The organism is Serratia symbiotica (assembly GCF_000821185.2).
GTDB classification, from domain to species: Bacteria; Pseudomonadota; Gammaproteobacteria; order Enterobacterales; family Enterobacteriaceae; genus Serratia; species Serratia symbiotica.
Genome location: NZ_CP050855.1, coordinates 2,228,568 through 2,249,291 on the forward strand (window position 1 = coordinate 2,228,568; position 20,724 = coordinate 2,249,291).

The 20,724-nt window shown below is 54.1% G+C and carries 34 protein-coding genes and 1 pseudogene; 28 read left to right on the plus strand and 7 right to left on the minus strand.

Annotated elements, in window-relative coordinates:
* Positions 1-45 precede the first annotated feature (45 nt).
* Positions 46-1,506, plus strand: a complete 1,461-nt coding sequence (gene mltF / locus SYMBAF_RS11145; protein ID WP_040266565.1) for a membrane-bound lytic murein transglycosylase MltF — start codon at positions 46-48, stop codon at positions 1,504-1,506.
* On the opposite strand, the gene tadA is transcribed toward mltF, so the two are convergent.
* Positions 1,500-2,009 carry a tRNA adenosine(34) deaminase TadA gene (tadA, locus tag SYMBAF_RS11150; RefSeq protein WP_037388379.1) on the minus strand — a complete coding sequence of 170 codons (510 nt, stop codon included), beginning with the start codon at positions 2,007-2,009 and terminating at the stop codon, positions 1,500-1,502. The two genes, mltF and tadA, sit on opposite strands and share 7 nt — an antisense overlap.
* A 350-nt stretch (positions 2,010-2,359) precedes the next feature.
* On the opposite strand from tadA, the gene SYMBAF_RS11155 reads away from it, so the two are divergent.
* A complete protein-coding gene (locus SYMBAF_RS11155; protein WP_040266567.1) occupies positions 2,360-3,415 on the plus strand; it encodes a hypothetical protein in 1,056 nt (351 codons plus the stop codon).
* Positions 3,416-3,482: 67 nt separating this feature from the next.
* Here the strand turns inward: SYMBAF_RS11155 and SYMBAF_RS11160 are convergent.
* Both SYMBAF_RS11160 and murQ read right to left on the minus strand, forming a co-directional pair.
* Positions 3,483-3,674: pseudogene (locus tag SYMBAF_RS11160) on the minus strand (PTS transporter subunit EIIC); the annotation flags it as partial.
* A 43-nt stretch (positions 3,675-3,717) separates the two neighbouring features.
* Positions 3,718-4,611, minus strand: a complete 894-nt coding sequence (gene murQ / locus SYMBAF_RS11165) for an N-acetylmuramic acid 6-phosphate etherase (protein ID WP_040266569.1) — start codon at positions 4,609-4,611, stop codon at positions 3,718-3,720.
* A 163-nt stretch (positions 4,612-4,774) separates the two neighbouring features.
* Between murQ and SYMBAF_RS11170 the strand changes: the two genes are divergently transcribed.
* Together SYMBAF_RS11170 and SYMBAF_RS11175 are read left to right on the plus strand one after the other, a co-directional pair.
* Positions 4,775-5,077, plus strand: a complete 303-nt coding sequence (locus SYMBAF_RS11170) for a hypothetical protein (protein ID WP_050789079.1) — start codon at positions 4,775-4,777, stop codon at positions 5,075-5,077.
* 279 nt (positions 5,078-5,356) lie between these two features.
* A complete protein-coding gene (locus SYMBAF_RS11175; protein ID WP_237162862.1) occupies positions 5,357-6,901 on the plus strand; it encodes a phosphoethanolamine transferase in 1,545 nt (514 codons plus the stop codon).
* A 1,019-nt stretch (positions 6,902-7,920) separates the two neighbouring features.
* On the opposite strand, the gene SYMBAF_RS11180 is transcribed toward SYMBAF_RS11175, so the two are convergent.
* A complete protein-coding gene (locus tag SYMBAF_RS11180) occupies positions 7,921-8,691 on the minus strand; it encodes a phage portal protein (protein ID WP_237162863.1) in 771 nt (256 codons plus the stop codon).
* On the opposite strand from SYMBAF_RS11180, the gene SYMBAF_RS11185 reads away from it, so the two are divergent.
* From SYMBAF_RS11185 to SYMBAF_RS11215, 7 genes are all read left to right on the plus strand, one after another.
* Positions 8,629-9,009 carry a P2 family phage major capsid protein gene (locus SYMBAF_RS11185; RefSeq protein WP_237162968.1) on the plus strand — a complete coding sequence of 127 codons (381 nt, stop codon included), beginning with the start codon at positions 8,629-8,631 and terminating at the stop codon, positions 9,007-9,009. The genes SYMBAF_RS11180 and SYMBAF_RS11185 overlap by 63 nt on opposite strands.
* Entirely contained in the window at positions 9,006-9,668 is a 663-nt protein-coding gene (gene gpM / locus SYMBAF_RS11190) for a phage terminase small subunit (RefSeq protein WP_040266571.1), read from the plus strand. Before SYMBAF_RS11185 ends, gpM begins: the two co-directional genes overlap by 4 nt.
* Positions 9,669-9,754: 86 nt before the next feature.
* Positions 9,755-10,222: a head completion/stabilization protein gene (locus SYMBAF_RS11195; protein WP_040266572.1), complete on the plus strand. Its 468-nt coding sequence runs from the start codon at positions 9,755-9,757 to the stop codon at positions 10,220-10,222.
* A gap of 116 nt (positions 10,223-10,338) precedes the next feature.
* A complete protein-coding gene (locus SYMBAF_RS11200) occupies positions 10,339-10,575 on the plus strand; it encodes a hypothetical protein (RefSeq protein WP_040266575.1) in 237 nt (78 codons plus the stop codon).
* Positions 10,575-10,781 carry a hypothetical protein gene (locus SYMBAF_RS11205; protein ID WP_040266577.1) on the plus strand — a complete coding sequence of 69 codons (207 nt, stop codon included), beginning with the start codon at positions 10,575-10,577 and terminating at the stop codon, positions 10,779-10,781. The genes SYMBAF_RS11200 and SYMBAF_RS11205 overlap by 1 nt, the downstream gene beginning before the upstream one ends.
* Positions 10,782-10,876: 95 nt before the next feature.
* On the plus strand, positions 10,877-11,221 hold the full coding sequence (locus SYMBAF_RS11210) for a type II toxin-antitoxin system RelE/ParE family toxin (protein WP_040266579.1): 345 nt from the start codon (positions 10,877-10,879) through the stop codon (positions 11,219-11,221).
* Position 11,222: 1 nt separating this feature from the next.
* The gene (locus SYMBAF_RS11215; RefSeq protein WP_040266580.1) at positions 11,223-11,540 is read left to right on the plus strand and encodes a helix-turn-helix domain-containing protein; all 318 of its coding nucleotides are present in this window, start codon (positions 11,223-11,225) and stop codon (positions 11,538-11,540) included.
* Positions 11,541-11,573: 33 nt separating this feature from the next.
* On the opposite strand, the gene SYMBAF_RS11220 is transcribed toward SYMBAF_RS11215, so the two are convergent.
* From SYMBAF_RS11220 to SYMBAF_RS11225, 3 genes are all read right to left on the minus strand, one after another.
* A complete protein-coding gene (locus SYMBAF_RS11220; RefSeq protein WP_040266582.1) occupies positions 11,574-11,951 on the minus strand; it encodes a type II toxin-antitoxin system death-on-curing family toxin in 378 nt (125 codons plus the stop codon).
* Positions 11,948-12,076 (minus strand): hypothetical protein, encoded by a 129-nt coding sequence (locus SYMBAF_RS18110; protein ID WP_272899520.1) that lies wholly within the window; start codon positions 12,074-12,076, stop codon positions 11,948-11,950. The genes SYMBAF_RS11220 and SYMBAF_RS18110 overlap by 4 nt, the downstream gene beginning before the upstream one ends.
* A gap of 105 nt (positions 12,077-12,181) precedes the next feature.
* Positions 12,182-12,361: a phage protein gene (locus tag SYMBAF_RS11225; RefSeq protein WP_040266586.1), complete on the minus strand. Its 180-nt coding sequence runs from the start codon at positions 12,359-12,361 to the stop codon at positions 12,182-12,184.
* 134 nt (positions 12,362-12,495) lie between these two features.
* On the opposite strand from SYMBAF_RS11225, the gene SYMBAF_RS11230 reads away from it, so the two are divergent.
* The 17 genes from SYMBAF_RS11230 (at position 12,496) to SYMBAF_RS18710 (ending at position 20,697) form a co-directional block, all read left to right on the plus strand.
* A complete protein-coding gene (locus SYMBAF_RS11230; RefSeq protein WP_040266588.1) occupies positions 12,496-12,702 on the plus strand; it encodes a hypothetical protein in 207 nt (68 codons plus the stop codon).
* Positions 12,692-12,997 carry a hypothetical protein gene (locus SYMBAF_RS11235; RefSeq protein ID WP_040266591.1) on the plus strand — a complete coding sequence of 102 codons (306 nt, stop codon included), beginning with the start codon at positions 12,692-12,694 and terminating at the stop codon, positions 12,995-12,997. Before SYMBAF_RS11230 ends, SYMBAF_RS11235 begins: the two co-directional genes overlap by 11 nt.
* A 114-nt stretch (positions 12,998-13,111) precedes the next feature.
* Entirely contained in the window at positions 13,112-13,315 is a 204-nt protein-coding gene (locus SYMBAF_RS11240; protein ID WP_040266592.1) for a tail protein X, read from the plus strand.
* Between the two features lie 2 nt (positions 13,316-13,317).
* Positions 13,318-13,695 carry a putative holin gene (locus tag SYMBAF_RS11245; RefSeq protein ID WP_040266594.1) on the plus strand — a complete coding sequence of 126 codons (378 nt, stop codon included), beginning with the start codon at positions 13,318-13,320 and terminating at the stop codon, positions 13,693-13,695.
* Complete coding sequence (locus tag SYMBAF_RS11250) at positions 13,692-14,009, plus strand: phage holin family protein (RefSeq protein ID WP_040266595.1); 318 nt, start codon at positions 13,692-13,694, stop codon at positions 14,007-14,009. Before SYMBAF_RS11245 ends, SYMBAF_RS11250 begins: the two co-directional genes overlap by 4 nt.
* On the plus strand, positions 13,987-14,577 hold the full coding sequence (locus tag SYMBAF_RS11255; protein WP_040266597.1) for an N-acetylmuramidase family protein: 591 nt from the start codon (positions 13,987-13,989) through the stop codon (positions 14,575-14,577). Before SYMBAF_RS11250 ends, SYMBAF_RS11255 begins: the two co-directional genes overlap by 23 nt.
* Positions 14,574-15,023: an Rz-like lysis system protein LysB gene (lysB, locus tag SYMBAF_RS11260; RefSeq protein WP_040266598.1), complete on the plus strand. Its 450-nt coding sequence runs from the start codon at positions 14,574-14,576 to the stop codon at positions 15,021-15,023. Before SYMBAF_RS11255 ends, lysB begins: the two co-directional genes overlap by 4 nt.
* Positions 14,917-15,144: an Rz1-like lysis system protein LysC gene (gene lysC / locus SYMBAF_RS17790; RefSeq protein WP_419789504.1), complete on the plus strand. Its 228-nt coding sequence runs from the start codon at positions 14,917-14,919 to the stop codon at positions 15,142-15,144. The genes lysB and lysC overlap by 107 nt, the downstream gene beginning before the upstream one ends.
* On the plus strand, positions 15,119-15,577 hold the full coding sequence (locus SYMBAF_RS11265) for a phage tail protein (RefSeq protein ID WP_040266599.1): 459 nt from the start codon (positions 15,119-15,121) through the stop codon (positions 15,575-15,577). The genes lysC and SYMBAF_RS11265 overlap by 26 nt, the downstream gene beginning before the upstream one ends.
* A gap of 89 nt (positions 15,578-15,666) precedes the next feature.
* Positions 15,667-16,023 (plus strand): phage virion morphogenesis protein, encoded by a 357-nt coding sequence (locus SYMBAF_RS11270; RefSeq protein WP_419789505.1) that lies wholly within the window; start codon positions 15,667-15,669, stop codon positions 16,021-16,023.
* Positions 16,024-16,095: 72 nt separating this feature from the next.
* Positions 16,096-16,359: a type II toxin-antitoxin system HicA family toxin gene (locus SYMBAF_RS11275; protein ID WP_040266600.1), complete on the plus strand. Its 264-nt coding sequence runs from the start codon at positions 16,096-16,098 to the stop codon at positions 16,357-16,359.
* On the plus strand, positions 16,356-16,691 hold the full coding sequence (locus SYMBAF_RS11280; protein ID WP_237162864.1) for a type II toxin-antitoxin system HicB family antitoxin: 336 nt from the start codon (positions 16,356-16,358) through the stop codon (positions 16,689-16,691). Before SYMBAF_RS11275 ends, SYMBAF_RS11280 begins: the two co-directional genes overlap by 4 nt.
* 102 nt (positions 16,692-16,793) lie before the next feature.
* A complete protein-coding gene (locus SYMBAF_RS11285) occupies positions 16,794-17,393 on the plus strand; it encodes a phage baseplate assembly protein V (RefSeq protein ID WP_040266602.1) in 600 nt (199 codons plus the stop codon).
* Complete coding sequence (locus tag SYMBAF_RS11290; RefSeq protein ID WP_040266603.1) at positions 17,393-17,743, plus strand: GPW/gp25 family protein; 351 nt, start codon at positions 17,393-17,395, stop codon at positions 17,741-17,743. The genes SYMBAF_RS11285 and SYMBAF_RS11290 overlap by 1 nt, the downstream gene beginning before the upstream one ends.
* Positions 17,740-18,651 (plus strand): baseplate assembly protein, encoded by a 912-nt coding sequence (locus SYMBAF_RS11295; protein WP_040266605.1) that lies wholly within the window; start codon positions 17,740-17,742, stop codon positions 18,649-18,651. The genes SYMBAF_RS11290 and SYMBAF_RS11295 overlap by 4 nt, the downstream gene beginning before the upstream one ends.
* Positions 18,644-19,258, plus strand: coding sequence for a phage tail protein I (locus tag SYMBAF_RS11300; RefSeq protein ID WP_040266607.1), 615 nt, complete (start codon positions 18,644-18,646; stop codon positions 19,256-19,258). The genes SYMBAF_RS11295 and SYMBAF_RS11300 overlap by 8 nt, the downstream gene beginning before the upstream one ends.
* On the plus strand, positions 19,255-20,697 hold the full coding sequence (locus tag SYMBAF_RS18710; RefSeq protein ID WP_237162866.1) for a phage tail protein: 1,443 nt from the start codon (positions 19,255-19,257) through the stop codon (positions 20,695-20,697). The genes SYMBAF_RS11300 and SYMBAF_RS18710 overlap by 4 nt, the downstream gene beginning before the upstream one ends.
* Positions 20,698-20,724 lie beyond the last annotated feature (27 nt).

The following is a 20,724-nucleotide window of genomic DNA, read 5'->3' on the forward strand; positions in this document are numbered from 1 at the left end:
GGGATTGTCATCATCAGTGTCCTTGTACCACTACTGGATAACTATTTGAAACGCATCAAAATAAACTATATTCTCGTCGGTGCTATTACCTTGCTTTTAGCGCTCGCCCTGTGGCCCAACATCACTTGGCACGGTGGCCAAAGGGGGCAACTCGCCGCGATCAAATCCCGCGGTGAGTTGCGAATCAGCACGTTAAACTCACCGCTCACCTATTTCACCACCAAACAGGGCGCGGGGGGGCTTGACTATGAGCTGGCGAAACACTTCGCCAACTACCTTGGGGTCAAGCTGGTGGTGATCTCGCAGCAAAATATCAACGATATGTTTAACGACCTCGATGAAGATAACGCCGATCTGCTGGCAGCCAGCCTGAACTATAATCCAGAGCGCCTTGCCAGTGCGCGCATTGGCCCAACCTACTATTCCGTTTCCCAGCAGTTAGTGTACCGTTTGGGTAGCCCACGGCCAAAAAGCTTCGCGGATATCAAAGGCAAGCTGGCGGTGGCCTCCGGTTCCGCGCACATCAGCACGCTGAAACAGCTTAAGCGGGATAAATTCCCAGATCTCAAATGGCAAACTGCCAGCGACCTCACGTCAAAGGAACTGCTGGAACAGGTAGCCGATGGCAAGTTGGACTATACCCTCGGCGATTCAGTGACCATTGCCCTATTGCAGCGCGTCCATCCGCAACTGGCGGTGGCGTTTGATGTCACCGATGAACAGCCGATCACCTGGTATCTGAAGCGCGGTAACGACGATAGCCTATATGCGGCGATGTTGGACTTCTTCAACCAGATTGTGGACGATAACACCCTGGCTCGGCTGGAAGAAAAATATCTCGGCCACGTCGGCAGTTTTGACTACGTTGACACCAAAACCTTTTTATCCGCTATTGATGTGATCCTACCCAACTTTCGTTCACTATTTGAAAAATACGCCAAGGAGATCGACTGGAAGCTACTGGCGGCCATCGCCTATCAAGAGTCGCACTGGGATCCGCAGGCCACCTCACCCACCGGGGTACGCGGCCTGATGATGCTGACCCGCGCCACCGCCGATAGCCTTGGGGTAAACGATCGCCTCGATCCGCAGGAGAGCATTCAGGGCGGAGCGCTCTACCTGCAACGGCTGATGGCTAAGGTGCCGGACAGCGTGCCGGTAGACGAACGCATCTGGTTCTCATTGGCGGCCTACAACATGGGCTGGGGTCACATGCTGGACGCCCGCAAACTGACCAAAATGCAACAGGGCAATCCAGACAGTTGGCTCGATGTCAAACAGCGCCTGCCGATGCTCAGTCAGAAGCGTTACCATTCGCAACTGACCTACGGTTACGCCCGTGGGCGCGAGGCTTATAACTATGTAGAAAACATCCGCCGCTATCAGGTTAGCCTGGTTGGTTATCTGCAAGAAAAAGAAAAGAAGGCAGCGCAAGAAGCCGCCAACCAGGAAGCAATGGGAAGAGCCTATCCGGCCATTGCGCCGGAATTGGTGATTGACTACTGATCCGGTTTGTTGCCCACGCGTTGCACTTGCTTCAGCGCCTTTTTCTGCTCACGGCGCAAGCGAAAAAAGTGGCTCAGCATCGCGGCACACTCGTCCGCTAGCACGCCTGAGGCGATCTCCACCTGATGATTCATGCCCGGATGGCGCAAAATATCCATCAACGAACCAGCCGCGCCGGTTTTCTCATCGGCTGTACCATACACCAGCCGACGAATGCGACTGTGCACCATCGCGCCGGCGCACATCACACAGGGCTCCAGCGTGACGTATAGCGTGGCGTTCAGTAAACGGTAGTTCTGCAACACCGCCCCACCTTGACGCAGCGCCATAATTTCCGCATGGGCGGTGGGATCGTGACGGCCGATTGGCCGGTTCCAGCCTTCGCCAATCACCTGATTATCCAACACCAGCAACGCCCCTACCGGCACTTCGCCTTCTTCCTGCGCGCGCAGAGCCAGTCGCAATGCCTGACACATCCAGTATTGATCGCTATATTTAGTCATCATCAAGTTCCTCGTGCGCTTTTGCGGCGGGCATTATACACACTAGACTATGTCCCGTAATGGGTCGTGGCGGAATTGCAGACCCAAAAGCCCGTATCAAGGCGGAAGGTGCCGGGCATAGCGGGCCGACAACGCGAGGTATGGGCTTTTGGGACGCGCCCCGAAGGGCTGGGCCACATGAACGCGTCTCTCGGTGACGCACCGCTTATTTGGCCAGCCCAGGTCTTGCTGCGCGTTCAAATGACCGCCAGCAGCGCTCACGGACAATTGCCGGACGCAGCCTAAACCTCTTTGTCTCAGCTACTCGTCTATGACGGGCCGAATATCACTGTTGTGCAGGGAAAGAAAACATGAAACTCAGTAAAAAGAACGCCGCCATCGTGCGTAATGTACTGGACGGCTGGGTGAAAGAAGGCGCACTGACGCAGCAGCAGTGGCAGCAGTGGCAGCAGCAGGTAGAAGTGCAACCTTTCGACTGGCGGCGTCTGGCACGCTATGCATTCCTCGCGGCCCTGGCCTCGCTGGTTATCGCCTTCACCAGCCTATTCAACGACAGCGATTTGCTGGCATGGTTGAGTGGGCTATTCCGCTTCGATGTACTGGCACGCATGGTAATTGCCAGTGTGTTGGCGGCTTTGGCCTATGCCTGGGCGCTGCGCCGCCGTCGATTTCATCCAGAAAAACGCTACGGCAATGAAGCGGCACTATTTATCGCCGTGCTGCTCACCGCCTGCGCCCTGTGGCAAATGGGCGTGTGGCTGGACAACGGAAGTGGTCGGGTTTCCGTGCTACTGATACTCGCTACGCTGCTGTATGGGACGATCGGTTGGTTTGCCCGTTCTGGGCTAGTGTGGGGGGGCGCCCTGCTATCGCTCGGCAATGCCTTTGGCGCAGAAACCGGCTATATATCCGGCTGGGGTGCCTATTGGCTCGGCATGAGCTATCCGATCCGCTTTATCGCTTTCGGCGTGGTATTGATCGCCACCGCGTTACTGCTGCAACCCCTGTTAGCCCGGCGTGGGTTGGATAGGGTTACGCTGGCAATGGGGCTACTGTATTTGTTTATCGCTCTGTGGCTGCTGTCGATCTTTGGCAACTACGGCGATCTCGACAGTTGGTATCGCGTGCGTCAAATTAGGTTGTTCCACTGGAGCCTGTTATTCGGTCTGGTTGCCACAGCGGCTATCTGGCTGGGGCTGAAGCGCGACGACACTATGTTGCGCGGGTTCGGCCTGACCTTCCTCGGCATCAATCTCTATACCCGGCTGTTCGAATTCTTCTGGGACAGCACGCCGAAGGCGATTTTCTTCGTGCTGCTCGGTCTGAGCCTGTGGGCGTTGGGGCATTATGCCGAGAAGATCTGGCAGTTAGGACGCGGGGCGCAGGATGTGACCGAAGACGGTTAGCCACAATAAAGGGCGGATAGTCCGCCCTTTAAACTACGGCCCCCTGTCTCTGCTTGTCGCTCAGACGCTATTTCTCAGGATCGTTGAATCCCATTATCCAGGTGAAAATGAACCCGACGATAACCGTAATCACCATCCCCGCCAGATACAGCATCACCTTCCCTGAGACGATGGTTAACGTCAAAGGCAAACCTGATATACCGAAAGTGATCACCGTCGCCACTTTCTAATAGCTGATCAATGCGCCGCCCACCGCGCCAAAATCTGTGTTGCCAGTGTCGTTGTCTTGTCCATCGCCCGATTTAACAGGTTAACGCTGCGCGCAAATAGCCGCCGTGCCGTTGCAACCGCTGTACCGCTTCCACGGCGCTGAGGCCTGCCAGGATCATCAGGATCGCCGGTTTGACCTCAAAATCGGTCTGAGCCAACGCGGCTTCCGCCTGGCTAGGCTGTGCGCCGGTGGCTTCTACCACGATACGGCAAGCGCGATCCACCAGTTTGATGTTGGTGGCCTTAACATCCACCATCAGGTTCTGATAAACCTTGCCGAGCTTAACCATCGCGCCAGTCGATAGCATATTCAGCACCAGCTTCTGCGCGCTGCCAGACTTAAGACGCGTCGATCCTGTCAGGGCTTCCGGGCCGACCACCGGGGAAATCGCCACCTGCGCTTCATGGGCGAGCGGCGAATCGGGGTTGCAGGAGATCGCCGCCGTCGGGCAGCCTAACTGACGCGCATAACGTAGTGCACCGATCACATAGGGCGTGCGGCCAGATGCCGCCAGCCCCACCACCATGTCGGAGGCAGTCAGGTTCAGTGCCTGTAGATCCGATACGCCTAAGGAAACATCATCCTCCGCACCCTCCACCGCTTTCAGCAGTGCGCCGTAGCCACCGGCAATCAGACCCACCACCCTGCCATACGGCACGCCGAAGGTCGGCGGACATTCGGACGCATCCAGCACCCCAAGACGCCCGCTGGTGCCAGCCCCCAGATAGATCAAGCGCGCACCCGCTTTCAGCGCCACAACGGCCAGATCAACCGCTTGGGCGATTTCTGGCAGCACCTTTTCAACCGCCTCTGGCACCTTGCGGTCTTCCTGATTAAAACAACGTATCATCTCCAGCGTGGACATTTCATCCAGCCCCATGGTGGCCGGGTTGCGGGTTTCTGATACCAATGCGCCTAAATTCATCTTTTTACCTCTGAATTTTTAATTCAAAATATAAAACCATTATTTGAATATTTAATTCAGCAAAGCGAGCACTATTGGCTATTTTAAAGGCGAACTGACAAAACGTTCACAGCACGTTTTCACCATCGCCGTGGAACGACCACAGGTTCTTAGAGAAAGATCAATGTGTCCCCTGCTGCGTACTCGCCAGGTGTATCCGACACTGGCTCAAAACGGCCGTGAATTGGCCGATTGCCTGCTGCATAACGCCGAGCAGGCGCGTCATCTTAGTTCGCAAAAGCCGTCCAGTGGCGGGCGTCAACCCGTCGAGTGTATGGTGAAGTTTGCCCAGAAAATGGGCTACCAGGGCTTTCCGGCATTGAAGCTGGCGCAGCCAGCGGTCACCATACATAACCAGATCCTCAGTAGCGATGCGCTAAAACCATTAGTGAAAATGCGGGTGGAAAAGCAGGCGGCGCTGCGCTGAATATCAACAGCGAAGATCGGTTGCATCTGGCGCTGGATATGCTGCAGCAATTCGCCCTCACCGCTCTGCTGTTCATGGCGCTGATCCAGCACGATCTCGATCATACGCGCGGCCACAGCAAAAAGTTGAAGAAGAAACGGGTCTGAAGTGTATAATGCAGAAAATTTAAAAACTGCCCACTCAATTATTTCAAATCAACTGTAGTGGGCATAGTTATTTGTTCAATTACCACGCAGAAATTGAACATGCATGGACAGCCTTATATTAGCGACATATTTTATGAACACTCACACAGTGATTTTAGATAAGTTCCGTTCTTACACCGCACAGCCGCTGGTTAAAATACTTGTGTTCTATGCCTTTACCGCAATAATATTATGCAGAGCTATGGGTTATGGCGGTGCCAAAGGGATTGATATCCTGTTCATTGCGCTTACGCTGTTATTATTGTCAGCAATATCGCTCACTCGTTATTTGTTGGTTATTCCTTATATTCTGCTGTGCGCGCTTTATGCACCGGTCGGGGAGATGTATGGTTCTCCTTCAGTTGCCGTAATATCAGCCCTGTTGCAAACCAACAGCGCTGAAGCCAATGAGTTTTTGCACACGATCCCCGCGAGCTGCTATCTGTTACCTCTCGCGACGTTATTGATACTATTCGCTCTCAATTTTTTTATTTGGCGGCATACTATTTCCATTAAAAGTATACTGTCGCTATCCATGATCTTTATTATCGTAGTGGTGGCAAGGACAATCAGCGGTGGCGTGCAAAGTATTAAACTGCCTGATTTCTTTTTATCTGCCTATTCTTCTCTTAATCAATACCACCAACAAATAGCCGATCTTGAGGCCACTACCATGAAGCAGCCTGACTGGGTTGTCAGCACAATGGCACGTAATAATGGCAACTACATTATTATCATTGGCGAAAGCATGCGCAGAGATCATATGTCGCTGTTTGGTTACCCGTTGCAGACCACGCCATTTTTGGATAGCGTAAACGGCCAGTTCTACAGCAATTATATTTCCACCGCACCCAACACCTTTGAGTCTCTGCCTAGGACGCTAGCGTTGAGCAGCGGTGAAAATACCACTATTGCCAATAATGTCGTTACACTGGCCAAGGCTGCGGGCATGAAGACCCATTGGCTATCTAATCAGGGGATGCTCGGGCAGTTCGATACTCCGGTATCCAAAGTGGCCATGTTCAGCGACACTCACCATTTTCTGAAAAAGGGGGATTTCCAGTCACGCAACACCGATGATGATGACCTACTGCCCTTGCTCCAGAATGCATTGCAAGAAAAAAGCCAGGATAACCTCTACGTGTTGCATCTGATGGGTTCGCATAGCGATTTCTGCGAGCGCCTCAACGGCGCGCCACCTTCCTTTGACATGCCGGATCGCGAGCTAGCCTGTTACCTTTCCACCTACCGCAAAACCGACCGCTTTATCGAGCAAACCTATCACATGATGAAGCAGAGCGGCTCACCCTTTAAGCTGTTCTATTTTTCCGATCATGGTTTGTCACACAAGACGATTGGCGATGCCCGCTACCTGCGACATGGCGGAGATACCCGGCAAAACTACGAAGTGCCTCTGGTGGTGCTGTCGGACAACGATCAACAGCACCAGCTTATCGAAACACCGCTCAGCGCTTTTGGCTTTATCGACCTGTTTGCCCGCGAGGCAGGGATTAACATTACCTATCCGAAACTCACTTCTTTCTCAGCGCCGCCTGGAGACCAAAGCCGCCGGGTTTATAATGGGCATGAAATGGTTAATTTCGATCAGTTGGCCGACGACCCACCGGCATTACTCTAGAGCGCGATTCGCACGGCTGCCCAGGTGCTGCGATGGTGAAAAACGTCCCAAATAAAGGGGGATTTATGGTAGATTGTGCGCCTGCGCGGGCGCTCCAATGGAAAGAAAACTGAAATGGCACTGCTGATAACCCAAAAATACATCAACTGCGATATGTGCGCCAATAACTAATAAAGCAATACAAAACAGCATATTAAAAATCCGCGTTACGCTTTGCGTTGCTTTTGTAAATTATGCAGAATCGGCGAAATGACGATTACGTAACGCAAATCAGGCCAGATCCCCCCTTCCACATCACTACGTTATACATTCCAGAGCAACTCGACAGCAAACATACCGAACAGAAATTACACAACAAAACCAAAGACTATTTCTTAACCTATTTTTATATATCCCAAAGTCCTGGGGGACTTCGGAAAAAGGTAACCTCAGTAACCTGCAACAAAAAAACACGCTAACACAATGAATAACAATGTTTTTCCCAAAACAGCAAAAGGTAATCTTTTGGTAACCAAAGGGTAATCAGGTTACCTTTTATAATAGTGATCTCTTCTTATTCATAACATTATGATTTATAAGAAAACATAAAACAGGTTACCTTTTGGGTTACCTCAGATTACCTTTCAGGGGTAACCTGATTTCCCCTTTATAAACAATAGAATAAACATCATTTTTATTGCTGGTTACTGAGGTTACCTTTTTCCGATGGGCGATCCAAAAATGCCGGAAGGATCGCGGACTTTGCTTTCCCTGTTGCCCCCAGTGCATATGCAGAGCGCATAAATCCGCATGATTCCGCTGCACCCAAAACCCTGCCTTCGCCCCCCGTCACGGCCTGCCCCGGTACTGCTGCAACAGTGCAAAAAAAGCGATCTGTTTACTGTGCAGGCGTGGCGGGGTCACAACCGCGCTCTGGCGGTGCTGGCTGGGATTTCTGGCGGTGAAAGGGCGTAAAAAAACCCGCAGGAAGCGGGCTGAATGGCGCGTGGTGGCGTGATAAGAAGAAAGTGGGGAGCAGGCTATGCCTGCTCTTCTGCGGCTAACCGGTAGGGTTTGAAGCGGATAATCTCAATGCCCAGCCAGTCGTTCAATTCTTTGAACCGTTCCTGCAGCGGTTCGATCTCGTTGCAGTTGAACACCTGCGCGGCTTTGATTGGGTCGCCGAAGCCCCCGGCGTTATTGGGTTCGGTTCCCATCAGGGCAGGCGGTACGCGGTGGGCGGCCTGCTGGTCGCTGCGGCTGACGCTTTTGATATCAGCAAAGTTATCCTTTGCCGCCACCTCGCCAATCGGGATCACTTTCACGCTGTCCGGCTTGCCGTTCGGCAGGTACATCAGCAGGTTGCGGAAGTTACCGGGGCCGCGACTGTTCGCCAGCGCTTCCTGTAACGCCTCGATGTCCGCCTCATTATGGGCCGGGTCGCTCAGGTAGAGGATAAACCCGGCGTGACTGCCGTTCTTGTAGTAGCGGCGGCGAAACAGCGTGGCGGCGTTATCCAGCCATGTGGCATTCAGTGACGCGAGGTATTCCGGCAGGCCGTAGATTTCCTGATTGATGTCCGGCTCCAGCAGATGACCAACGCTGCCCGGTACAAACTCGTGATCCACCTTACCGGGCTGAACAAAGAAGTAGTTGTCCAGTTCCTTGCCGCGCCGCACATATTTGGCCAGCGCCGGTACCAGCTTCATCGGCTGGCCCAGCCGGTCAACGATGGCGAAGAAAACCTGATTGACGAATGGCACGTCGACGGCGCGGATTTGGTGGCGATTTGTGGCCGTGGCGTGCTGCACGACAAATACTTCCCGATCCTCAATCAACACAACGAGAACAGCGAGAAGCTGGCCGGGCAGATTCTGGTCAGCCAGAAGACCATCGGCGGACGTCCTGCCGTGCGCGTACCGGGCTTCCCGCGCAACACCATTCTGGTCACCGCATTCAGCAACCTGTCTATCTATGTGCAAAAAGGCTCCCGTCGCCGCGCCATTATTGATAACCCCAAACGCGATCGGGTAGAAAACTTCGAGTCCTCCAATGACGCCTTTGTAGTGGAAGACTTCGGCTGCGGCTGCCTGTTTGAAAACATCAAGTTTGAGGATAAAAACCCATGATGACGCCTGCCCGTCGCCACCTGCTGCGCCATCAGGCGCTGGCCGCTAACCAGCAGGAAAACCAGACCCACGCCAGCGGCTACGAACTGATGCTGGCAAAACTGGCGACCGATAAGCGCCGCCTGAAAGCCATTCAGTCCATTGAGCGTAAAATTGAGGTCAAGCGCGAGCTGCTGCCCGACTATCAGCCGTGGGTAAGCGGCATCCTGAGCGCCGACAGTCAACAGCAGGACGATGTGTTTATGACCGTACTGCTCTGGACGCTGGATACCGACGACTTCCCCGCCGCTTACGATATGGCGGAACATGCCCTGAAACACGGCTGGGTGACGCCGGATCAGTACCAGCGCCAGACTGCCTGCATGGTGGCCGAAGAGGTCGCCGACACCGCACTGAAACAGCTTACTGCCGGAACCTTTACGGCACCGGACAGCCTGCTGGCTTTTGCCGGACTGCTCGCCGAGCAGGATATGCCGGATCAGGTGCGCGCCCGTCTGCACAAGGCGTTGGGGCTGGCGCAGACGGAAAGCCAGCCGCAGGAAACGCTGGCGCAATTCCAGCGCGCCCTGCAACTGGATGAAAACGTCGGCGTCAAAAAACTGATTGAACAACTGGAACGGCACATTCGTAACGCGCAGCCTGACCAGCCTACAGAGTGAGACCCTCATGACCGGCGGCACGGCAGGCCGCGCAGAGTTTTAACTCCCGCAACGCCTGCCGTCCACCGCCGAACAGGGAGAATACCATGAGCTTTATTCAGGTCGCCCCCGCTGCCAGCCAGCCGGGGATGATTATCAGCAACCACCCTTTCTTCCCCGATATCGATACGCAACATCTGCGCGCCGCCCAGCGGCTGGATGCCACCGTCACCAACGAACGGCTGCGCGAGGCGCTGCTGATTGCGCTGGCCAGCGTGAACGACGACCTGCGGGAATGGCGGCTGGAACAGGAACGTCGTGGCGTAGCCGGTATTGCGGACACCACCGCAGAACGGCTGGACGGTGTAAGCGTCAACCTGCACCGCTACCGCCGCGCCGTCTACAGCTTGACACACGCCAACCTGCTGGAACGCTACCGCAACTTCGATACTACCACCCACGGGAGCAAGCTGGCGGAACAGAAGGAAAGCACCGCAGACGATCTGACGCGCGATGCCCGTTTTTCCGTGCGGGATATTCTGGGCAAGCCCCGCAGTACGTTCGTTCTGGTATAAAAAGAGTACGGGTATGCGATGTGTATCACCGTACCGCCCCATCTGTACGCTGGATGCCCACCCCTACCAGAGTTAGTGTCTGTACCAACGGAAAAACCTACAGGGGAAAAATTACCATGACCATCCAGACCACCAGAACCCTCCCGATGACCGACACCGCCCGTCGTATCAGAGATGCCATGCTTAAGGCTGGCGTCCGCAGTACATGGCCGCTGCGCGATCTGGCCGACTACGCAGGTATAGAAATGGTTAATGCTGAATTTATTGTGACGCAGATGGAACTAGCCGGTTACCTGAAGAAAACCCACTGGGGCCACTATATGTTAACCAGCGCGGGTATTGAGGCAGCATAATGAACCACATCCACACTAAGCTGGAAACACTACGAGCGGCGCAAACTGCCCTGCGCGAGGCGTTATACGACTTTCAGGACACCCTGCTGGATCAGGCCGATGGCGCAGAACATCACTATGCTGTAAAAGACCTGTTAGAAGGGGCGGAAAAGCATATGGACAGGCTAGAACGTAGCACTGGCTGGGCCGCTACCTATATAGACTAATCAAATACATTCCCCTCCCTGTTTGACTATACATTAACCATTAGCCATGTTAAATTATACCCATATAGGTATAATTTAACGCATGGATTACGCGGATGAAGCCACTCTATTGGGTTGGCAGTAGTAAGAAAGACCTCCAGTCATTGCCCGACGATGTACAGGATGTTTTCGGCTATGCCCTGCATCTGGCGCAGGCTGGCGGTAAACATTCCCTGACCAAGCCACTGAAAGGGTTTGGCGGCGCTGGCGTGCTGGAGGTTGAGGAGGATTACCTCGGTGATACCTATCGGGCGGTGTATACCGTCAGGTTTGGCAATGCAGTGTATGTATTGCACGCATTCCAAAAAAAATCATCCTCCGGGATCTCCACGCCAAAACCCGATATGGACAAGATCCGCGAACGGCTGAAAACCGCAGAAAACCATGCTAAAGGAGCATAATATGAGCCACGATATTGAAGTCAGTAGCGGCAACGTTTATGCCGATATCGGCAGAAACGACGCTGAAGAAATGCTGGTAAAAGCCCAGCTTGCCACTACCATTGGCAACATCATCAAAAGCCGCCGCCTGACGCAGGAACAAGCCGCAAAACTGCTAGGAATCACGCAACCCAAGCTGTCTAATATGCTGCGTGGACAGTTCCGGGGCATCAGTGAAGCCAAAATGCTGGAATGTCTGACCCGCTTAGGGCGCGATGTGCAAATAGTGGTAGGAAAACCACGCCGGACGCCGGGAAGTCTTAAAGTAGTATTTGCCTGATCGTCGTAACAGCCCGATTCGTCGGGCTGCCTTTTAGGAAGCATTCACATCACTAAGGGTATAGAAAATATCGGCCAAATCGTCCAGATTCAGCGTTCCCTCTGCAACATCCACCATAATATCTTCCAGCTTTTGCGTCCGTTTAAGGTTCACACCCTGCATATCAAGGTACGTCAACGCCGTCACCAACGCCGTTCGCTTATTAGCATCAGCAAAAACATGACCTCTGGCAATAGAGACCGCATAAGCAGCGGCTATCTGAAAAATATCATTCATCTGTTCATACAGAATGCGGTTATCCACCCGCGCCAGTGTCGCCTCAACCCGACCAGCATCTTGATAACCAACCAGTCCCGGCTCATGAGTAAGGATAAAATCGTGAATTCCAATCACCAAATGTGCATCAATCATCGGTTAGCTAGCGCCTTAATGACTTTACTGTGTCTGGCATAAATACGTTCTGCCGACTTTTTAATCACACGCTCGCCTTCAGGGCCGTCCAACTTCATTTCGACGGGTACGAACTGACCGCTCATACTGTCTCTTTTTACAACTTTGATGCCATATTTATTGGTGGAACTACTATTTTTCGCCATCATTTTTACCTCTAATACTCTTTATCAAGAGTATATATCTATCCGCTAATCTTTTGTTTCAATACCCCGTGACTGAAGTTCTTTTCTGATGATCCGCTTAATCCATGCAGAAACAGAAGCGTCACCATCCGCTTTAAGTGCCTGCTGAATTCCGGCCTCAAGAGCAGGATCTACTCGTAACGCGATTTGCTTACTGCCTTTGCCTTGAATAGAAATGGTTGACACTTGCTATACTCCTGCTATATTTTTCTATAGTTAGTAAAGCAAGTGTATGACAACAGTCATACAAAAACAACGAAGCCCGCAGGTGCTACCAACACCAACGGGCCTCTGACCACAACATTAAAGAAGCTAATGCTATGGCTACCGCTAATAGTACCATACACGCACATTCAAAGCTCTACACCTTCCTGAACGCCCGTTCCAACCGCCTGCTGCGCGAGATCCAGCCGCTTCGTCTGATGTCCGTGCTGGCAACAACGGAGGCCGAGGCTCGCGACCTGCTGGCCGGGTTCCCGCTGGTGTTTGTCTCCTGCAAACCGCTGGAGGTGCGCCATGTTGCCTGAAGCTAATATGCTGTCTTCCGAACTGGCAGACGTGTTTTGCAAACTGGATCTTGATGATGCCCTGCAACTTGCCAACAGTAGTGAAGATTGCTATTTCGGGCTATGTCACGGCTTTCATTTTCTGGGTAAGACCTTCGTCTCCCTCACCGACAGCGACCAACTCGAATTCTCAGCAGAAACCCTTTGTCAGTTAGGTCATTTTCTAACGGCCAGCGCGATCTTACTTCCAGCGCTGCTTCGACTACAGAAAGCCGCTGAATTTAAAATTTTTAATACCAAAACCGACGAGGCGTAATCCCACACCAATCCCTTCCGCTTGTACTGCCCATGCTTACAAGCGGAAGCTTTCCCCGACCTTCCTTCCCTGTGCCACCATCCCCGCATCACCTGACGCCGCGCGGGAAACACCATGATTGTCTATAGCCTGCAAAACGAAACGCTCGACCAGCTCTGCTGGCGTATCTTCGGGCGCACTGCCGGGATTGTCGAACGGCTTTACCAGAACAACCCGCACCTGTGCGAACTGCCGCTGCACCTGCCGCACGGTACGGCGGTGAACGTACCGGAGCAGGCTCCCGCCGCCGCGCGTCTACGAATCAACCTGTGGGACTGACTATGAACGAACCCGTAACCGGCACTGTCGCCGCCGCCTCGGTAGGCGCGTTCTCCATCGCCACTCTGTTCCCGACGCTACAGGCACCGGTAGTGCTCGGCGCTTTGTGCGGCGCGCTGCTGCTGGTGATTTCGCAAAAAGAAATCGGCTTAGTTCTGCGCCTCACGTTTTTCTGCGTGGCGTTCATTATTGGCCTGCTGACCGCCGACCTGTCCACCGCACTGGTCGCCGGATATCTGCCGCAACATCTGACGGAAAAAGTTTCACCCGGCTTTGGCGCGCTGCTCTCCTCGGCGCTCACCGTTAAGGCGTTGTTATGGGCTATCCGACAACTGGATAACCCCGGCCAACTGCTCGACTTTCTAAGGGGGCGAAGATGAAACCTGTCCTGATTTTCAACGCCATTATCTGCCTGCTGATTGCCGTTCGCCTGTTCTGCTACCGCCGCACCCACGATACCCGCTACCGCCCACTGTATAACTGGCTGGCGTGGCTGCTGATGTGCTGCACCGCGTCGGTAACCGTGCTGATCTGCTTCAGCCTGTACCGCTATGTCTTTATCGCCGAAGCCGCGATCAATGCTGTGCTGCTGCTCTGCCTGCTCGCCGCACGCGGCAACGTCGCCAGCCTGATTAAACCACTGCGCCACCATCAGAAGGAGAACCCTCCCCATGACACGTACACTCACCCATGACCAGCAGCAGGCCGCCGCGCTGTATCTCGGTATCCCGCTGGCGGCATTACAGGCTGTGCAGGAAATCGAAGCGCGTCGCCACGGTTTTCTGCCCGATGGCCGCCCGGTGATCCTGTTTGAGCGCCATATCATGTATCGCCAGTTGACCAGCCACGGACTGGATGCCAGACGCTTACAGGAAAGGCACCCCGATTTAGTCAATAAGTCCGCTGGCGGCTATCAGGGTGGGAGCCGTGAGCACTATCGCCTGACGATGGCAAAACAGTTACACATCAACTCCGCCATTGAAAGCGCAAGCTGGGGGCTGTTCCAGATTATGGGCTTCCACTGGAAAGCGCTGGACTACCGCTCCGCCGTCGATTTTGAACTCCAGATGGGGGAAAGCGAACAGATGCAGCTTGACGCCTTCGTGCGCTTCGTCGAAGCCAACCCGAAGATCCATGAAGCGCTGAAAGCGCAGAACTGGCCGGAATTCTCCCGCCGCTATAACGGGCCGCAGTACAAGCGCAACCAGTACGATACGAAGCTGGCGGTCGCCTTCGAAAAATTCAGTAAGGCGGCAGCATGATGGGCTGGATGAAAACCGCGCCGCTGCTGTTGCTCGGCGTGATGCTGCTCTGGACGAACTGGCAGCGTATGACGCAGCAGGAACAGCTTATTGAACAACAGCAGCACATCAGACTGGCCGACACTGAGATTGCCAGCCTGACCGAATCCCTGATGACGAAGGTGCAGGAACTGGACGAACTCCAGCAACAGGCCGACGCCAACCAGCAGGCATACCTGACGCTGCAACAGCAAACCGTCGCCGCCCATGACCAGCTACGGCAGCGCAATCAGCAACTGGAGAAACTGAAACGTGAAAATCAACTGCTTCGTGAATGGGCTGATACTGCTTTGCCCGCTGATATTATCCGCCTGCACCAGCACGCCTCCATTACCGGCAGTGCGGCTTACCGCCGCCTGCCCGAAGCTGATGCCCTGCCAGCTTCCGGCGCTTCAACCGCAGAGTAATGAAGATTTAAGCCGCGCGCTGCTGGAAACTGAAAACGCGTGGCATCAGTGCGCCGCACAGGTGGATATGACGATTAGCTGTCAGGAGCGTATCGATGCACAAAGCGCAGCTCATCCGTGAACTGCTGGTCGCCAGCGTCCCGCATTTGCGACAAAACCCGGACGCGCTGCGAGTCTTTATCAATAAGGGCCGGATCGTCGCCACCGCAGGGCGTAGTACCAGTTTTGAATACCAGTACACGCTGGAGCTGTTAATCACCGATTACGCCGACTCCCCTGACACTCTGATGGTGCCACTGGTCGGCTGGATGTCGCTTCACCAGCAGGAAGCCTTCGCCAACAGCGATCTGCGCGATCAGGCGTTTCAGTTTGAAGCCGAAGCCATCGACCACCAAAGTTACGATATCAGCATCAAGCTGGCGCTGACCGAGCGCGTCATCGTGCGCCAGCGCGACAGTGGTCTGGAAGCAAAGCACTGCAACGACCAGCCGCCGGAAAGCGGTTACAACGGCTGGGAAATCGCCTGTCGCAGTGAAACGATTGTGAGCACCTGATGAGCGATGACCTGCAACAACTCCACCGCTGGGCCGATGGCCTGCTCGCAAAGCTCTCCCCAGCAAGCCGAACTTAACTGGCGCGGGAAATCGCCCGCAGCCTGCGCCAGTCGCAAAGCCAGCGGATAACCGCGCAGAAAAACCCGGACGGCTCACCATTCGCCCCCCGTAGACCCCAGCTACGCAGTAAAAAAGGAAAGATCCGCCGCCAGATGTTCCGCAAGCTGCGCACTGCGCGCTATATGAAAGGCAAGAGCGATAAACAGAGCGCGACGGTAGCCTTCACCGACAGAGTGCAGCGCATAGCAAACGTCCACCAGTACGGCCTGCGTGACCGTGTGAATCGCTACGGGCTGGAAGTGGACTATACCCAGCGTCAATTGCTGGGCTTTTCGGCGGAAGATGTGCGCAAAGTAGAGGCGTTGATTGTTCACTTTCCAGCTTGAAATGATATCAAATAATGATATCATTATTATGACTTGGCGAAAGAATAAAATAACTTATGGAAAATACTTTGTATGAATACGTTAAACGCCAGACATAAAAAAACCTTACAGGCTATCTTTTCCTCGCCAACGCCCGCTACTCTGGAATGGCGTAAAATTGAAGCCCTGTTTATCGCGCTGGGTGCAATGGTTACCGAAGGGAACGGCTCCCGCGTCAGGTTTGAAATTAATCAGGTTGTGGCCTCATTTCACCGTCCACATCCTGAAAAAGAAGCCAAAACCTATCAGGTTCGCGATGCGATGGCTTTTCTTATCGCTGTAGGAGTAACACCATGATGAATACCATGACATACAAAGGCTACGCCGCAAAAATTGAATACAGCGACGAAGATCAATGCATTGTTGGTCACGTTGCAGGTATTCGGGACGTCATTGGCTTCCATGCCGATAATGTGGCCGAACTGCGCAAAGCGTTTGAAGAGGCTGTAGACGATTATCTGGCCTACTGCGCCGAACGGGGGCGGGAACCTCTGCGTCCAGCCAGCGGTAAAATCAGCCTGCGTGTGCCACCAGAAATTCACTCTGCCATTAATGTCGCGGCGGAAGTGGCTGGTAAAAGCGTTAACCAGTGGATCAATGACACGCTGATGAAAGCCGCCCACGGCTAAATCCTTTATCCAGCGCCCCGACTACGGGGCGTTTTACTTGTAGCGTCCCTTTTACAAGCCTGATTTCTTCCCTCTTCTCCCGCCCATGCCAATGATTCCAGCATGAGCGACGCAAACCACCCAGCCAACCTCGCCGAGCTACACCGGCGCATTGAAAACCTGATCCGCACCGGCACCGTTGAAGAGGTGAAGGGCGATCGAGTACGCATTCACACCGGTGAACTGACCACTAACTGGATACCGTGGCTAACGCTACGCGCTGGTGATGCCCGGACGTGGTGGAGGCCATCAACAGGCGAACAGGTGTTACTGCTCTGTTTAAGTGGAGAATTAACCACCGCCGTGGCGCTCCCGGCCATTTATTCTGACGCCAACCCTGCCCCGCTGCTGGATGAACAGGTTCACCATAGCGTTTATCCCGATGGTGCGGTGATTGAATACGATCCGCGATCCAGCGCGTTAAAAGCCACCGGCATCAAGACCGCTCTGGTCGAAGCCAGCACCCGCGTCACGCTGGATACACCGCTCGTCGTCTGCACTCAACATCTGGAAACCGCTACGCTGTCGGTTAAAAAAGGCGGCACGCTTAAAGGCGCTTACACCCACAGCGGCGGCAGTTTTACCTCCAACGGCATCACCGTCCATACCCACACGCACACAGGCGTAGAGCGCGGAGGTAGTAATACCGGAGGGCCGCAGTAATGTACCTTGGTATGAACGCCGAAACTGGCAGAGCATTAAGCGATGAGCTGCACATTAAGCAATCCGTAAAAGACATTCTGACCACGCCGGTAGGTACGCGCGTGATGCGCCGCGATTATGGCTCACTGGTCGGCAACCTGATCGACCAGCCCAACGATGGCGGCACCCGGCTACGGGTGATGTCGGCGGTGGTCATGGCGCTGACGCGCTGGGAACCCCGCATCGAGATTATCGGCGTGGACTTTGCTGCGGAAAATGCCGATCTCAGCGTCACCATTGAAGCCGAACGTACCGATATCCCCGGCCAGCCGTGGACATTCTCCATTCCGATCGACAGGAGACGCCCATGAGCGCGCTGACCGATTTAAGCCAGTTACCCATCCCCGATGTAGTGGAAACACTCGATTTTGAAACCCTGTTCACCACTCGCAAGCAGCGTTTTATCAGCCTGTACCCCGCAGAACTACAGGCAGAAGTTGCCCGCACACTGGGCTATGAATCAGAACCCTTCGTCAAGCTGTTGCAGGAAAATACTTACTTAGAGATGGCGCTGCGGGTACGCATCAATGAAGCCGCTGTCGCCAATATGCTGGCCCATGCCGCCGGGAGCGATCTGGATAATCTGGTCGCTAACTTTAAGGTTTTTCGCCTGCAAATCTCGCCCGGAGACAGTACGGCGATACCGCCCGTTGATCCGGTTTATGAATCCGACAGCGATTTACGAATGCGCGCGCAGCAGGCGTTTGAAGGTCTGTCTGTCGCAGGCCCGACCGCCGCCTACGAATATCACGCCCGCAGCGCAGATGGGCGTATCGCCGACGTCTCCGCTATCAGCCCCTATCCCTGTCACGTCACCGTGTCGGTACTCTCCCGCGAAGGCAACGGACTGGCCAGCGCAGAACTGCTGGCGATCGTCGATGCTGCCCTGAACGATATTGATATTCGTCCGGTAGGCGATCGTCCAACCATTCAGTCCGCCGAAGTAATCCCATATCAGATTGATGCCGTACTTTATTGCTATCCCGGCCCGGAGCAGGAACCCATCCGACAGGCCGCCGAGCAGCGACTGAAAAGCTACGTCAATGACCAGCATCGGATCGGGCGCGATATTCGCCGCAGCGCGATTTACGCCGCACTGCATGTCACCGGCGTTCAGCGCGTAGAACTACTCTCCCCTGCCGTTGACGTCATCATCAGCAAAACGCAGGCCAGCTACTGTACCGGATGGCAAATTGCCATCGGGGGAAGCGATGAATAGTTCCCTGCTCCCCAACAATGCCAGCCCGCTGGAGCAGAATCTGGCGCAAACCGGTAGCCTGACTGAACAAGTGCCGGTTCCGCTGCGTAGCCTGTGGCAACCGGATAGCTGCCCCGCCGCGTTGTTGCCTTATCTGGCATGGGCGTTTTCCGTTGACCGCTGGGATGAAAACTGGCCAGTCGATACCAAGCGGCAGGTGATTGCTGCCTCTTTCTACCTCCATCAGCACAAAGGCACCATCGGCGCACTGCAGCGTGCGGTGGAGCCGCTCGGTTTCCTTATCCGGGTAACCGAATGGTGGCAACTGCGCCCGGAAGGTATTCCCGGCACCTTCGCGCTGGAAGTCGGCGTGCGCGAACAGGGTATCACCGAGCAGATGTATGTGGAGCTGGAGCGCCTGATCGATGACGCAAAACCCTGCTCACGCCACTTAATCGGACTGGCGATCAGCCTGAAAAGCAACGGATACGTCTGGTTCACCGCGACGAGCTATACCGGCGATACGCTCACCGTTTATCCCTTTATTCCTGAACATGTATACAGTGTGGGCCGTGACTACCTTGGGGCTGCACTGCATCTGATTGATACGCTAAGGATCGCCCCATGAGCGCTACCTATTTCACGCTTTTAACCACTACCGGCGAATCCGTGCTGGCGACCGCCACCGCACAGGGCTCGACTCTTCACCTGACGCAAATGGCCGTGGGCGACGGAAACGGTAACCTGCCGACACCGGAGACCAGCCAAACCCGGTTAGTCAACGAACGCCGACGTGCGCCGCTGAATACGCTCAGTATTGACCCTAATAACCCCAACCAGATTATTGCCGAACAGGTGCTGCCGGAGGACGTAGGCGGATGGTGGATCAGGGAAATCGGCCTGTACGATGAGCATAACCGGCTGATTGCCGTAGGCAACTGCCCGCCGACCTACAAGCCGCAGTTAAGCGAGGGCAGCGGACGCACGCAGATTATTCGCATGGTGTTGATTGTTTCCAGCATCGCCAGCGTGGAGTTAAAAATCGACCCTGCTGTGGTGCTGGCAACAAGGCAGTATGTAGATGATGCGATTACGATTCATGCACAGTCACATAATCACCCTGATGCGACCTTAACTGCCAAGGGCTTTACACAGTTGTCCAGTGCGACCAATAGCGGTAGCGAAACGATGGCAGCAACGCCAAAGGCGGTGAAAGCCGCGATGGATAAGGCTAATGCCGCAGCTCCGGCGTCACATAACCATCCGTGGAATCAAATCACCGCCATTCCTGACGGCACTACTGCGCAAAAAGGCGTGGTGAAACTTAACAACGCAACCAACAGTACCAGCACGACTGAAGCGGCAACCCCCAGCGCGGTAAAAGCGGCTTATGATTTAGCAAAAAGTAAAATCTTAAAGGTTAATAACAAAACCGGTGAAATCATTACGTTAACTGCCGCCGATGTTGACGCAGTTTCCGCCCAAAATGGCGGATCGTTTCAAAAACCCATCAGTGCGGCATACGCTGGCCCATTTGCCTGGGCAGACCAGTACGGATCCACCGCAGCTTTTCATAATGATTTCACGACAACTCAGGCAAGTGAATATCACCCTGTTTTAAAACAAAAAGCGACCATCGCTGGTAAAACATCCTATGCATTTTCATTTGGAGCGCTGGTAAACGGCACAAATTTATCTTTTCATCTCCATATGAAAGGCTCTGCAGGACATGACATGAATTACACCTTCGCGACAAACGGTGATTTTAGAGCACCAGCGAGCGTAGGTGCTGGTGCTTCCGGCGTACTCGCAGGCGATGGCAACCTTCACGGATCAATATGGGGCGGTTGGCTATCAAACTGGCTTCATCATAACACCGTCCGGGATGTTCGGCTGGGCGCGGTTCAATGGACTCCAGCATGGCGCGGTGGCGGATTTGGTGATGAGTGGGGGTACGTGATTACCGGCGTCGTTAACAATAACCGGGACGACCTGATAGATACCATCGCACGCCGTCCGTTACAAAAGTATATCGCCGGAAACTGGTACACCGTCGCATCCATTTAAAGGTTAATCATCATGAAATTAATCAAT

Coding starts and splice junctions, on each gene's coding strand:
- tadA (WP_037388379.1), bottom strand. CDS start 2,009: ATGACTAAATATAGCGATCAATACTGGATGTGTCAGGCATTGCGACTG.
- SYMBAF_RS11155 (WP_040266567.1), top strand. CDS start 2,360: ATGAAACTCAGTAAAAAGAACGCCGCCATCGTGCGTAATGTACTGGAC.
- murQ (WP_040266569.1), bottom strand. CDS start 4,611: ATGAATTTAGGCGCATTGGTATCAGAAACCCGCAACCCGGCCACCATG.
- SYMBAF_RS11170 (WP_050789079.1), top strand. CDS start 4,775: ATGTGTCCCCTGCTGCGTACTCGCCAGGTGTATCCGACACTGGCTCAA.
- SYMBAF_RS11175 (WP_237162862.1), top strand. CDS start 5,357: ATGAACACTCACACAGTGATTTTAGATAAGTTCCGTTCTTACACCGCA.
- gpM (WP_040266571.1), top strand. CDS start 9,006: ATGATGACGCCTGCCCGTCGCCACCTGCTGCGCCATCAGGCGCTGGCC.
- SYMBAF_RS11195 (WP_040266572.1), top strand. CDS start 9,755: ATGAGCTTTATTCAGGTCGCCCCCGCTGCCAGCCAGCCGGGGATGATT.
- SYMBAF_RS11200 (WP_040266575.1), top strand. CDS start 10,339: ATGACCATCCAGACCACCAGAACCCTCCCGATGACCGACACCGCCCGT.
- SYMBAF_RS11205 (WP_040266577.1), top strand. CDS start 10,575: ATGAACCACATCCACACTAAGCTGGAAACACTACGAGCGGCGCAAACT.
- SYMBAF_RS11210 (WP_040266579.1), top strand. CDS start 10,877: ATGAAGCCACTCTATTGGGTTGGCAGTAGTAAGAAAGACCTCCAGTCA.
- SYMBAF_RS11215 (WP_040266580.1), top strand. CDS start 11,223: ATGAGCCACGATATTGAAGTCAGTAGCGGCAACGTTTATGCCGATATC.
- SYMBAF_RS11220 (WP_040266582.1), bottom strand. CDS start 11,951: ATGATTGATGCACATTTGGTGATTGGAATTCACGATTTTATCCTTACT.
- SYMBAF_RS18110 (WP_272899520.1), bottom strand. CDS start 12,076: ATGAGCGGTCAGTTCGTACCCGTCGAAATGAAGTTGGACGGCCCTGAA.
- SYMBAF_RS11230 (WP_040266588.1), top strand. CDS start 12,496: ATGGCTACCGCTAATAGTACCATACACGCACATTCAAAGCTCTACACC.
- SYMBAF_RS11235 (WP_040266591.1), top strand. CDS start 12,692: ATGTTGCCTGAAGCTAATATGCTGTCTTCCGAACTGGCAGACGTGTTT.
- SYMBAF_RS11240 (WP_040266592.1), top strand. CDS start 13,112: ATGATTGTCTATAGCCTGCAAAACGAAACGCTCGACCAGCTCTGCTGG.
- SYMBAF_RS11245 (WP_040266594.1), top strand. CDS start 13,318: ATGAACGAACCCGTAACCGGCACTGTCGCCGCCGCCTCGGTAGGCGCG.
- SYMBAF_RS11250 (WP_040266595.1), top strand. CDS start 13,692: ATGAAACCTGTCCTGATTTTCAACGCCATTATCTGCCTGCTGATTGCC.
- SYMBAF_RS11255 (WP_040266597.1), top strand. CDS start 13,987: ATGACACGTACACTCACCCATGACCAGCAGCAGGCCGCCGCGCTGTAT.
- lysB (WP_040266598.1), top strand. CDS start 14,574: ATGATGGGCTGGATGAAAACCGCGCCGCTGCTGTTGCTCGGCGTGATG.
- SYMBAF_RS11265 (WP_040266599.1), top strand. CDS start 15,119: ATGCACAAAGCGCAGCTCATCCGTGAACTGCTGGTCGCCAGCGTCCCG.
- SYMBAF_RS11275 (WP_040266600.1), top strand. CDS start 16,096: ATGAATACGTTAAACGCCAGACATAAAAAAACCTTACAGGCTATCTTT.
- SYMBAF_RS11280 (WP_237162864.1), top strand. CDS start 16,356: ATGATGAATACCATGACATACAAAGGCTACGCCGCAAAAATTGAATAC.
- SYMBAF_RS11285 (WP_040266602.1), top strand. CDS start 16,794: ATGAGCGACGCAAACCACCCAGCCAACCTCGCCGAGCTACACCGGCGC.
- SYMBAF_RS11290 (WP_040266603.1), top strand. CDS start 17,393: ATGTACCTTGGTATGAACGCCGAAACTGGCAGAGCATTAAGCGATGAG.
- SYMBAF_RS11295 (WP_040266605.1), top strand. CDS start 17,740: ATGAGCGCGCTGACCGATTTAAGCCAGTTACCCATCCCCGATGTAGTG.
- SYMBAF_RS11300 (WP_040266607.1), top strand. CDS start 18,644: ATGAATAGTTCCCTGCTCCCCAACAATGCCAGCCCGCTGGAGCAGAAT.
- SYMBAF_RS18710 (WP_237162866.1), top strand. CDS start 19,255: ATGAGCGCTACCTATTTCACGCTTTTAACCACTACCGGCGAATCCGTG.